The sequence below is a fragment of the Marinactinospora rubrisoli genome (genome assembly GCF_042664915.1).
Lineage (GTDB): Bacteria > Actinomycetota > Actinomycetes > Streptosporangiales > Streptosporangiaceae > Marinitenerispora > Marinitenerispora rubrisoli.
Genome location: NZ_JBHTBH010000003.1, coordinates 62,577 through 74,457, shown reverse-complemented (window position 1 = coordinate 74,457; position 11,881 = coordinate 62,577). Strand labels below are relative to the sequence as shown.

The window sequence follows — 11,881 nt, the reverse complement described above, 5'->3', positions numbered from 1 at the left end:
GCTCTACGGGGGAGCCGTGCCGTTTTCGTTCCGACGCGACGCGTCCAGACAGGGTGAACAGCTTCCGGCCGTCCTGGCCGAGCCCTACGGCTACTTCCACGGTCCCATGGCGCACGCCTTCGCGTGCGGTGCGCAGATGGCCGTCAACAACGAGGCACCGTGGAACACCATCGTCAAGTCGTGCTCCTGCTGCGGACCCGAGCAGAAGCGGAACATGCTGCGCGAAAGCTGGGGCGTCACCAACGTCGAGGAGTGGCGGCGGACGCTCGAACGGCTGCTCGACGACACCAGCAGTGACGACGCGGCCACCCTGCTGCTGGGCATGCGCCGCCAGCTCGCCCACCAGTACGGCGGCCCGGTCGACGCCGGCACGTGGCGCTCGGCCATCGAGCGCTGGTGCACGCACAACAACCGCGGCGGTGACGTCTACCAGCGACTGCTTGGCGTGGCCGGCATGATCCTCGACTACGAGAAGCGCATGACGGCCGACGGCGTGCTGCCGCCCGGCGCGTTCGTCACCCACATGATCGGCTACGACTTCGGCCGCGCGGTCAACATGGCCCGCTGGGGCGTGCACGCCGAGTTCACCGACCCGCGCATCGCCGAGTGGTACGTGATGCGGGCCGGGGAACAGTGCCTGCGGTACTTCACCTCCTGGCTGGACCTGTCCACCAGCTACCTGATGGGGCGGGTGCTGCGATTCGACGAGGGCGAGTACGGCCCCTACTACACCGACACGGTCGCCGCCCACCACGCGCTCATGACCAACCCGCAGAGCCCGTGGCTCAACGTGCCCTGGACGATGTGACCCCCGGGCCGGCCGGTCACGACTGGCACCCGCCGGCCGCGTTCCCGGCCAGCGGCAGCATGCGCCGCGTCCGGCGGACGCTCTCGGCCACCCCGTCGCTGGCCGCGGCCGCCGCGCGGCGTTCGGCCGGCACCTCGCCGTAGAGGGTGGTGCGCTGCCGCACCGGGCGGCCGGTCGGACCGACCAGGGCCTCGATGTCGCTGATCGTGCGGAACGAGCCGTTCGCCGAGCCGGCCATCCGGCTGATGGTCTCCTCCATGAGGGTGCCGCCCACGTCGTTGACGCCGCCCGCGAGCAGTTGGCGGCAGGTAGCGTCGGTGAGCTTCACCCAGGAGCACTGGATGTTGTCGATGTGGCCGTGCAGCAGCAGCCGCGCCAGCGCGTGGACGGCCCGGTTCTCGCGGACCGTCGGACCGGTCCGCGCCAGACCGGCCAGGTAGATCGGGGCGTTGGTGTGCACGAAGGGCAGCAGCACGAACTCGGTGAACCCCGGCCGGCCGTTGCGTTCGAGGGCGCGCTGCTGTAGCGACCGGATCAGCCGGATGTGGGCGACCCAGTGCTGCGGGGTGTCCACGTGGCCGTACATCATGGTGGACGTCGTGGGGATCCCCAGGTCGTGCGCGGTGGTGACGACCTCCACCCACGCGCGGGTGGGCAGCTTGCCCTTGGTGAGCACCCAGCGCACGTCGTCGTCCAGGATCTCCGCGGCGGTTCCGGGCAGGGAGTCCAGCCCGGCCTCGCGGGCGCGGATCAGCCATTCGCGGACGGGCAGGTCGGTGCGTGCCGCGCCGTTGGCGACTTCCATGGGGCTGAAGGCGTGCACGTGGATGCCGGGGACGCGTTCCTTCACCGCCCGCGCGATGTCGAAGTAGGCGGTTCCGGACAGGTCGGGGTGGATGCCGCCCTGCATGCACACCTCGGTGGCGCCGGCCTGCCAGGCCTCGGCGGCGCGGTCGGCGACCTGGCCGAGGGAGAGCGTGTAGGCGTCGGCGTCGGTGCGCCGCTGCGCGAAGGCGCAGAACCGGCAGCCCGTGTAGCAGACGTTGGTGAAGTTGATGTTGCGGGTGACCACGAAGGTGACGTCGTCGCCCACCGTGTCACGGCGCACCGCGTCCGCCAGGGCGGCGAGCTCGGCCAGCTCCGGGCCGTCCGCGTGCAGCAGGGCGAGCGCCTGCTCGTCGCTCAGCCCCGCCGGATCACGTTCGGCCTGGCGCAGGGCGGCGCGGACCTCGGGGGCGGATCGGGGCGGCGCCGCGGTGCCGGGTGCGGGGTCGGGGACGCGTTCCCGCACCCGATCCCAGTCGCCGTAGACGGCGTCGAAGTCGCCGCGCCGGTCACCCGTACGGCCTTCGGTGTCCACCGCGACGTGCAGATCGGTGCGCCCGGCGGCGGACGGCGCCGTCTCCGGCTCCTGCCACGGCCGCCCCGTCACCACCGCGTCGGGGCGGGCCAGCCCGGTCGCCGGGTCGGCGAGCGCGGCCACGTGCCCGCTGACCCGCGGGTCCAGCCACGGCTCGCCTTGGCGCACGTACTCGGGATAGACGCACAGCCGCTCGCGCAGCTCGAAACCGGCGGCCTCGGTACGGGCGGCGAGGGTCTCGATCCGCGGCCACGGCCGCTCGGGGTTGACGTGGTCGAGGGTCACCGGGGAGACGCCGCCCCAGTCGTCGATCCCGGCGCGCAGCATCAGCTCGTACTGGTCCCCGATCAGGTTGGGCGGGGCCTGCAGGCGGGCGCGCGGTCCCAGGACGAGCCGGGTGACGGCGATCGTGGCGGCCAGCTCGGTCAAATCGGTGTCGGGGCGGTGCATCATCGCGGTGCCGGGCTTGGCCCGGAAGTTCTGCACGATGACCTCCTGAATGCCGCCGTACTCGCGCGCGATCCGGCGCAGCTCGAAGATCGACTCGGCGCGGTCGGCCGTGGTCTCGCCGATCCCGACCAGGATCCCGGTGGTGAACGGCACGCTGCTGCGTCCGGCGTCCTCCAGGACCCGCAGCCGCACCGCCGGGTCCTTGTCGGGGCTGCCGTAGTGCGCCTGGCCGCGCTCGGTGAACAGCCGCCGGGAGGTCGTCTCCAGCATCATGCCCATGGAGGGCGCCACCGGCTTGAGGCGCTGCAGGTCCGACCAGCTCATGGCGCCGGGGTTGAGGTGCGGAAGCAGCCCGGTCTCCTCCAGCACCATGACGGAGACCGCCCGCACGTAGGAGAGCGTGTCGTCGTACCCCCGCTCGTCCAGCCAGGTGCGGGCCGCCGACCAGCGGTCCTCGGGGCGGTCGCCCAGGGTGATCAGCGCCTCCTTACACCCGAGGGCGGCGCCCTGCCGGGCGATCTCCAGTACCTCGTCGGGTGAGAGGAACGGCGCCGGGAGATCGCCGGGGACGGTGGCGAACGTGCAGTAGTGGCAGCGGTCCCGGCACAGCCGGGTCAGCGGGATGAAGACGCTGCGGCTGTAGGTGATGACGCCGGGCAGCCCTGACGCCTCCAGACCGGCGTCGCGTACCCGCCCGGCGTGGTCCAGGAGCGTGTCGAGGTCGTCGCCGCGGGCGTGCAGCAGCACCTCGGCCTCGCTCGCGTCGAGCGTCTTCCCGTCCCGTGCCCGCGCCAGTGCGCGTCGCATCGCGGAGGGGGTCGGGCGCTGTTCCGTCGTACCGTTTCGCGCGCTCGTCATACCGCGCACGATAACCCGGACGCCCGGTGGCATGCCGCCTTTCGTGGCGGCACGCACACTCGGTGTCACGCCTCGGACGGCCCGCTCGCGGTCAGCCGAGCCGCTCGACCAGGTACTCCTCCCAGCGGTGGGCGACGTGGTCCACGTGGAACCGCCGCGCCGTCTCCCGCGCCGCCGCGCCCATCCGCTGCCGTTCGGCGGCGTCGCCGGCCAGCCGCAGCAGCGCCTCGCCCAGCGCGTCGGCGTCCTGGCCGGGTACGAGCAGGCCGTCCCGCCCCGACGTGATCAGCTCGCGAGGCCCGTGCGGACAGTCGAAGCCGACCACCGGCACGCCCACGGCGAACGCCTCCACGATGCTGATGCCGAAGCCCTCGTGCCGGGAGCTGAGGGCGACCAGGGAGGCCTTCGCGAACTCCCCGGTGACGTCGCGCGTGCGCCCCATGAGCACCACCCGGTCGAGGAGGCCGAGCTCGCCGGCCGCGGCGCGGATCGCGCCGCGTTCGGGCCCGTGGCCGTAGACGCGGAGCTGCCAGTCCGGGTGCCGGGCGGCCACCCGCGCGAACGCCCGCACCAGCACGGGGTACTGCTTGACCGGGATGAGCCGGCCGGCCGCCGCGATGATCGGGTTGATCAGCCGCGAGCGGGGGTAGCGCACGTCCGGCAGCGGGTTGGGGATGGTGACCGCCCAGCCGTCGGGGCGGTCCAGGAGGGCGGCGTGGTCCCGGCGGTCGGCGTCGGTGAGCACGGTCAGCCCGTCCAGCCGCCCGTGGTGCCGCCGGACGTGGTCGAGGACGTCGTCGGTGCGCTGCCGCAGGTTGAGGTGCTCCTGTCCGATGCGCAGGTAGTGGTCGGAACCGAGCAGCGCGAGCAGCGAGTTGAGCCCGGGCCGGGTGGCGATGACGACGTCGGTGCGGGCCCGGGCGAGGAAGGCGCTCAGCGCCTCCTCGGTGGCGGCGTTGAACACCGTGCTGCTGCGCGCCTCGCTCCGCGGCACCAGCGTGGCCGGGCGCAGCTCCAGTTCGCGGACCCGCCGGCTCGGCTCCGGCCGGTCGGCCCAGGCCCGGCTGTCGGTCAGGGCGCTCACCCGCACCCGGGGGTCGACGGGGAAGAACGGCCGCGCGGCACCGCGGACCAGACCGACGATCCGTACCCGGTGCCGCCGGGCGAGGCCGCCGGCGAGGGTCACCGTGCTGCGGATGGTGCCGCCCGTGCCGTGCAGGTCGCCGACGAGAAAGGTGATGCGCACGTCAGTCCCCCGCGCCGGGACCGCCCGGAACGCCGGTCTCCGGTGGCTCGGCCGCCGTCCCGAGCAGCGAGAGACCGTCTGCGATCGTGTAGTAGGGCCGCAGGTCGACCGGTCCGGCGCCGGTCCGCACCGCGGTCACGGGGAAGACGATGCGGCCCTTCTTCCCGATGATGTCGTCGCACAGCCCGCGGAGCCGGTAGCCGCGGTCCCGGCCGGGCACCCGCAGCCACAGGTCCCACTCGTTGTGCGCCCGGCCGTGGTCGTGTGCGTGGGCGAGCGGCGGCAGCGGCACGGCGCAGCGGAAGACCTCGTCGGACTGCCCGGCGGGGAAGGCGAACTCCGTGACGCGCTCGCGTTGCCGGACCAGCAGCTCGACCCGGGCGCCCGGCGGGGGCGGCGCCGCGTGGGCGAGGAACCCCGTCAGCCGTACCGTCGCGTCGCGCACCGTGACCTCGCGTACTTCGGCGTAGGGCCGGACCCGGCGCACCCGGATCAGCAGCCGGCCGTCACCGCCGCGCAGCGCGGCGACCTCCCGCCGGGACGGCCGGGCCGCGTACTCGCGGCGGGCGGCGAGGTCGTAGCACGGGTCGTCGGTCCACACGGGCCGGGACGTCCGCCCGGGGTCGGCCCAGCGGACCGCCCACGTCCCCTCGGCGAGCGGCGCCCACCGCAGGTCGACGTACGCCCGCCGGGCGCCGACCCAGGTCCGCATCCGGCGCCCCCGCACCACCGTGGCCCGTCCGCCGAGCGGCCGCAACACCACCTGCGCGCCCGCGCGGGCGGGTTCGGCGAGGTCGAGTTCGAGAATGTCGTCGGCCCGGACCCGGCTCGTCTGGACGCGCATGTACCACCTCCGGAACCGGCGCGAGACGGTGGCATCCGACCAGGCCAGCCTAGGTTCCGGGGGCGCGTCCGCCCTATCGGCCACGCCATTCGGCCGGGTCAAGAGAACCCCAAGTCCGCGGAGCGGCCGGGTACCGTCGCTGGGTGAGGGCGGGCGTCGACCGGCCTTCCCGGGGGCGGCAGGGCGGCCGGACGCGGCGGAGGCAGCCGGGCTGCGCGGCCCGCACACCGTTCGGGGCGGTGGCGGGACATCCGCTGCGGTACGGCCGGGCGGAGCTCCGGCCGAAACCGCCGGACAGCAGGCGGGATTTCCGTTCCGCGACTCCTCCCGGCGCCGCCCCAGGCCTTCGCCAACATGCCGGAAAAGGCACCGGTACCGGACGGGCACGGCCTTCACGATCGACGGGGCACCACCCGGGGTCGGACCGGTGTCCGTGTCCCGGGACACGGCGCGCCGGGCAACCGCGAGCGCGGGACCAGGGGCCGACCCACCGCCCTTCCCTCGGCGGCTACCCCAGGATCTCGACCGCGCCCGGCATCGGCACCAGACGGCCCGACGGTCAACACGGCACCGCCTGAAGCCGGATCGGCCGACCGCACCCCAGGACGCGACACGCCCGCCGTCCACCGGCCGTGCGGCACACGGCAGCGGCTGCCCGGATCCTTTGGTGCCGCAACGGCACCGGCACCGCACGGGCGCGGCGCTCACGATCGACAGGGCACCACCCGGGGCCGGACCGGCGGTCCGTGTTCCGGGACGCGGCGCGCCCGGCGACCGCGAGCGCCGCGCCGGGCCGCTTCGCCGTTCCCTCGGCGGCCCTCCGGACGACGCGGCGACACGGGAACGGCCGGGGTGGCGGTCCGGCCGAACGCGCGAATCCCCGTGCCGCCACCGCCCGTCTCCCGCGTCGGCCACGAACCTCCTCGACGCACTCGGGCCGTAGTGGCCGTAGCGGGGGCCCGGCCCGCATGGGTGTGCAGCCTGTGGGCCATGTCCGTGAACGGGTCCGTGAGAAGCCGGCCGCCGGCATCGCCGGGAATCAGGCGCACCCAGGGGAACAGGGTGTTCCGGAGGACCGCGCGTGCGTCGGTCGCCCGGCGGTCCAGCGGGGCTTCGCTCGCGCGGACGTGCCCGGTCGGTCGGCAGGTGCCGGCGCCGTCCGGGTCTCGGTCACACCTCTAGGAGCGTCTTTCCGACGACCGTGCGCGCCTCGATGGCCGCGTGCGCGTCCGCGGCGCGCGCGAGCGGGAATGTCTGGCCGATGATCGGCCTGATGCGCCCCTCGGCGGCCGCCCGCAGCCCCAGCGCCGTCCAGCGATTGCGGGTCGGCCGGTCGAACTGGACGTCGGTGATGCCGAACAGGTCGATCCCCCGCCGCCGCGCCTCTTCCGGGGCGACTCCGGCGAAGCCGCCTGCCGGGGTGCCGTGGGCGGAGAAGCGGCCGCCGTCGGCCGTCACCTCGAAGGCCGCCCGGCCGATGGCGCCGCCCACTCCGTCGAGAACGGCGTCGGCTCCGGCTCCGGCGGTGGCCTCGGACACCTGCCGGGGCCAATCCGGGCGGGAGACGTCCACGGGGTCCGCACCCAGCTCGGCCGCCAGACGCAGCTTGCGCTCGCCACGCACACCCGCCAGGACCCGTGCGCCGGTGGCCCGGACCAGCTGGACCAGGAGGACGCCCATGCCGCCGGTGGCGCCCAGGATCAGCACCGTCTCCCCCTCGCGGGCGGCCACGGCGTCCGTCAGGGCCATCGCGGTGGCGGAGTCGTGCACGAGCGCGGCGGCCTCGCGCAGGCCGAGGCCGCCGGGGACGGGGACCAGGCCGGTCGCCGCGGCGACCGCCTGCTCGGCGTATCCGCCGCTCCAGCCGAGGGTGGTGACCACCCGCCGGCCGCTCCAGGAGGGGTCCACCCCGTCCCCGGTGGCGAGCACCGTGCCGGCGATCCCGCCGCCGGGGACGTAGGGCGGCTCGACCGGGAAGCCGGGAGCCCCGGCACGGATCTGCGTCTCCACGAAAAGGGTGTCGCTGTAGGCCACCTTGACCACGACCTCGCCCGGGCCGGCCACCGGGTCCGGAAGTTCCGCCGGCTCCAGTACCTCCGGACCGCCCAACGCCGTCGCCCGCACCACGCGCATGTCGCCCTGCCCCTCGATCCCGCCGCGGCTCGTCCGCGGCACGTTCGAGGAGTCTGCAACCTCGACCTAACTGAAGGTCAATTGGAAGGGCGGCGGTCAGGCCGCCCTTCCGGCGAGGCGGCCTCGGGAACGGGCCGCCAGCCGGCCGTTCAGGAACTCCTCCCAGCGTTCGATGATCGGCGCGAGATCGTAGCGGCGGGCCGAGCGCAGCGCCTCCTCCGCCATGCGGCGGCGCTCATCACCGTCGCGCACCAGGCGCAGCAGGCCCGCGGCCAGCGCGCCAACGTCCTGGTGCGGCACCAGGAGGCCGTCGTGCTCGTGGGTGATGATCTCCCTGGGGCCGTGCGGGCAGTCGAAGCTCACCACCGGCACGCCCACCGAGAACGCCTCGATGATGGTCATGCCGAAACCCTCGGTGCGCGAGCTGACCGCGAGGATGGACGCCTTGGCCAGTTCGCCGGTGAGATCCTTGGTGCGGCCCATGACGGTGGCCTGGTTGTGCAGCCCGAGCCGCGTGATCTCGTCCTTCAGCTCGGTCTCGTTGCCGCCCCCGCCGTAGATCCGCAGCCGCCACTCCGGGTGCTCGCGGGCGACCTCGGCGAACGCCTCCAGCAGCTTGGGGTACTGCTTGATCGGCGAGAGCCGGCCGGCGGCCGCGATGATGGGGTTCTCCTGGGTGGAGCGAGGGTACTCGCCGGGCGGCAGGGCGTTGGGCATGGTGCACAGCCAGTCGGGCGAGACCGGCAGGAACTCCTGGTAGGCGGCGCGGTCGGCTTCGGTGAGCACGGTCAGGCCGTCCAGCTTGGGGTACAGCCGGCGCACCGCGGCCCGGACGTCGGCCTTGTGCCCGCGGAGGTGGACGTGCTCCTGGCCGATGGTGATCAGCCGTTCGGGCGCCCACTGCGCGATGAGCATGTTGACACCGGGGCGGGTGCCCACGACCACGTCGGAGTCGGTCTCGCGCAGGTAGCGGCGCAGCTCGTACTCGGTGCGCCCGTTGAACGCGCCGTTGCGCGAGGTCTCCGAGGCGGGGACGCCCCGGCAGCCTCGCGCCTCGCGCCAGCGTGCCATCATGCTCTGCTTCGGGCGGGCGGCCCACTCGCGCGAGGGGGCGAGCGTTCGGAGCGTCACACCCTCGGGCACGGTGAAGAAGGGCCGCTCCCGGTGCTGGATCAGGGACACGATCTCGACGTCGTGCCGGGCCGCCATGCCGCCGGCCAGGTTGAAGACGGTGCGGATCGTGCCGCCCATGCCGTAGGCGTTGGCGATGACCAGGGCGATCTTCATCGCTCGGCCCCCGCGAGCGTGGCGAGCAGCGACAGGTGGTCGTGCACCGTGTAGTACGGCCGGATGCGCACCCGGCGGCCGGCACCGGGCAGGACGGTGGCCGGGAAACTGATCCGCCGTTTCTTGCCGACGATGTCGTCGGCGAGCGAGGCGAGCCGCAGCTCACCCTCGGGGGTGCACAGCCACAGGTCCCACTCGTTGTGGGCGCGGGCGGGCTCGTGGGCGGCCACCATGTCGGCCAGCGGGACGCGCACGCGGAAGGCGCCGTCGGTCACCTCGGCGTCGACGGTGCACACGCCGGAGAGTTCGCGCTGCCGGGCGACGAGCCGGGCCTCCTGGCGGCCGGCACGGCGCGGGACGTAGGCGAGCACGCCCGAGAGCTCGACGTGGCCGTCGGCGACGTCGACCCACTCGACCTCGGCGTAGGGCTTCGCGGTGGCACTGCGCACCCGCAGCCGCCCCTCGGGGCCACGGATCACCCGAAGCTCGCGCTCGCGGGGTTCGGCCAGGTAGGCGGCGCGCTCGGCGAGGCTGAAGCCCGGGTCGCGGGTGGCCACCGGCTCGGGCTCGCCGTCCCGGGACAGCAGCATGACGTCCCAGGTGCCGTCGGGCAGCGAGACGGTGGCGAGGTCGGCGCGGATCTGGTCGCCCTCACGCCGCAGCCCCGGCACGTGTACCGTCTTGGGTCGGTCGCCCCGCGAACGCAACGCCAGCCGGGGCGCACCCTCTTCGGATCTGTCCGTTCCGAACTCCCGGAATCGCAGTCGCAGCACGTTCCGAGAGTCGATGCGACTCAACTCTGCCTGCACGGTCCCCCCAGTGCGTCCGGGGCACGCGGTGACCGACCTGGATCGGGGGTCATACCACTGCCCGGGCTTCAGTGAACTCATCGGCCGTGAGCGGGACGGTCCTGTATTGCGGCACACCGGACGGTCGGCGGGCAGCCGACCGTCCGTAACCCATGTAACTGCGCACGCTATCGCCCCACGGTTAAAGGGTAGTTAAGATTCGGAGCAGCGATGTCCACGGAGCGTGACCACTACCGCCCCGTATGGTATTCGCGCGCCGGGCCACGCGGGTTCCGTGCGGGACGGTCCCCCGGGCACGGCCGATGGCCGGGCCGCCCCGCGGGTCACTCCCCGTCGGCGCGCCTGCGGGCTCTCAGCAGCACGATGCTGCCCCGGTCGTTGGGCGTGCGGGCGTCGCTGAGCGAGACGAGCGGGATGAGCGGCGCCGCCGCGTTGAATCCGAACCGGCCGCCGCGCGCCGACAGGGTGAGATAGCCGCGTTCGGCGGCGCGGGCGCGGAACTGGTAGCGGTACTCCTGGACGTCGAGCCCGCACTCGCCGAGGAGCGCGGTCAGCGTCTGGTGGGTGTAGGTGCGCTGGACGTGGTACCGGCGCCGGTGCGCTTCGAACAGCGCCGGCCACTCACCGCGGCGGGACAGGCAGTCGGCCGACATGACGAGGTCGCCGCCGGGCCGCAGGACCCGCGCCATCTCGCGCAGCGCGGCCGGCCCGTCGTCGAAGTGCTCGATGGCGCAGATGGACATCACCTTGTCCACGGAGGCGTCGCGCAGCGGCAGCCGCAGGGCGTCGCCTTCGAGCAGCGCCGGGGCGTTGCGGAGCCGCCGCCCGCGCAGCATCTTGTGCCGCGCCAGGTCGATCGACACGGCGTGCGCTCCGCGGCGGCGCGCCTGCCCGGCCCAGTACCCGTCGCCGCCGGCGACGTCGAGCACCACCTGGCCCCGCAGGTCCGTACCGAGCCAGCGCAACAGGGTTCCGGCCTCGCGGTAACGGCACACGTGGATCTGGTGGCCGGCGAAGGCGACGACGTCAGGCATCCGCACGGGGTTCACCCTAGCGAGTCCGGCCGCCCGGGGCGGCCGCCCCGGAAAATCCGTCCCTGCCGGCCGCGTCCGGCCGGTCCCCGCGCGCACTCCGGTGCCGGTACCGCGCCGCCGGACCGCCGGGACGGTCCGCGGGGACCGGCCAGCATCGCGGCGCCGGCCCACAGCACGTCGGCGACCGTCATGACCAGCCGGGACAGCGCGGCCACCACCAGTGCCGCGCCGGGCTCCAGCACCGGCGCCAGACCGACGACGAGCACCGCCTCCCGCACGCCCAGCCCGGCGGGGGCCACCACCACGAGGACGCCGAGCGTCCAGGCGAGGGCGTAGGCGCCGGCCGCCACCGGCAGCGCGGCCGCTCCGCCGCCACCGGTCCCGGCCACCAGCGCCCAGACGTGGATCGCCAGCGGCACCCAGGCCAGGGCCGACCATCCGACGGCGGCGGCCATGCCCCGGCCGCCGACCCGCTCGGGAGGGCGGCCGTCGTCCGGCCGGGTCGGCCGGGTGAGCAGGCCGAGCGCCCACGTCACGATCCGCGGGTGCAGCATCGCCAGCAGCACGGGCACCAGCGCGAGCGCCCACCACCACTGCCGTGCCGCCTGTCCCGAGGCCAGCGGCAGGGTGGCCGCCGCCACCGCGAGGTTGACCGTCAGTGTCACCAGCACCGCGAGCACCGTGGCGGTGACCCCGCGGCGCCGCGCCACGTCGCGGTCCCGGGCCAGTTCGACCTGCGCGACGAACGCCCACACCGACCCCGGCACGTACTTGCCGAGCTGGCCGACGAACATGATCCGCGCCGCGACCGGCACCGGCAGCGGCGAGCCGAGGTCGGCGAGCAGCGCCCGCCACGCCATCATCTGCGCCCCGAGCCCGGCCAGGCCCGCGGCCAGCGAGGCGGCGAGGGCCCACGGCGGGAGCGCGAGCAGCGCGTCGCGCGCCTCGGCCCATCGGGCGCGCAGCGCGACGGCGGCGCAGGCGAGCACGAGGGCGACGATGGCGGCGCGCAGCCAGCGGTTGCCGCGGAGCCGGCCCAGCCTGGTGAGCAT

The 11,881-nt window shown here is 74.5% G+C and carries 9 protein-coding genes; 1 reads left to right on the top strand and 8 read right to left on the bottom strand.

Annotated elements, in window-relative coordinates; translation table 11 throughout:
• Positions 1–16: 16 nt before the first annotated feature.
• On the top strand, positions 17–808 hold the full coding sequence (locus tag ACFQRF_RS07140) for a DUF1266 domain-containing protein (protein ID WP_379869873.1): 792 nt from the start codon (positions 17–19) through the stop codon (positions 806–808).
• A 16-nt stretch (positions 809–824) separates the two neighbouring features.
• Here ACFQRF_RS07140 and ACFQRF_RS07135 read toward each other — a convergent pair whose 3' ends face one another.
• The 8 genes from ACFQRF_RS07135 to ACFQRF_RS07100 all read right to left on the bottom strand — a co-directional run bounded on the left by ACFQRF_RS07135 (position 825) and on the right by ACFQRF_RS07100 (position 11,881).
• The gene (locus ACFQRF_RS07135) at positions 825–3,476 is read right to left on the bottom strand and encodes a bifunctional FO biosynthesis protein CofGH (RefSeq protein ID WP_379869872.1); all 2,652 of its coding nucleotides are present in this window, start codon (positions 3,474–3,476) and stop codon (positions 825–827) included.
• A gap of 91 nt (positions 3,477–3,567) precedes the next feature.
• Positions 3,568–4,722 carry a glycosyltransferase family 4 protein gene (locus tag ACFQRF_RS07130; protein WP_379869871.1) on the bottom strand — a complete coding sequence of 385 codons (1,155 nt, stop codon included), beginning with the start codon at positions 4,720–4,722 and terminating at the stop codon, positions 3,568–3,570.
• Position 4,723: 1 nt separating this feature from the next.
• A complete protein-coding gene (locus ACFQRF_RS07125; protein WP_379869869.1) occupies positions 4,724–5,566 on the bottom strand; it encodes a hypothetical protein in 843 nt (280 codons plus the stop codon).
• Between the two features lie 1,170 nt (positions 5,567–6,736).
• A complete protein-coding gene (locus tag ACFQRF_RS07120) occupies positions 6,737–7,741 on the bottom strand; it encodes a zinc-binding dehydrogenase (RefSeq protein ID WP_379869868.1) in 1,005 nt (334 codons plus the stop codon).
• Between the two features lie 54 nt (positions 7,742–7,795).
• On the bottom strand, positions 7,796–8,986 hold the full coding sequence (locus ACFQRF_RS07115; protein WP_379869866.1) for a glycosyltransferase family 4 protein: 1,191 nt from the start codon (positions 8,984–8,986) through the stop codon (positions 7,796–7,798).
• A complete protein-coding gene (locus ACFQRF_RS07110; RefSeq protein ID WP_379869865.1) occupies positions 8,983–9,759 on the bottom strand; it encodes a hypothetical protein in 777 nt (258 codons plus the stop codon). Before ACFQRF_RS07110 ends, ACFQRF_RS07115 begins: the two co-directional genes overlap by 4 nt.
• 359 nt (positions 9,760–10,118) lie before the next feature.
• The gene (locus ACFQRF_RS07105; RefSeq protein ID WP_379870411.1) at positions 10,119–10,829 is read right to left on the bottom strand and encodes a class I SAM-dependent methyltransferase; all 711 of its coding nucleotides are present in this window, start codon (positions 10,827–10,829) and stop codon (positions 10,119–10,121) included.
• Positions 10,830–10,840: 11 nt separating this feature from the next.
• Positions 10,841–11,881, bottom strand: a complete 1,041-nt coding sequence (locus tag ACFQRF_RS07100) for a lysylphosphatidylglycerol synthase domain-containing protein (protein WP_379870410.1) — start codon at positions 11,879–11,881, stop codon at positions 10,841–10,843.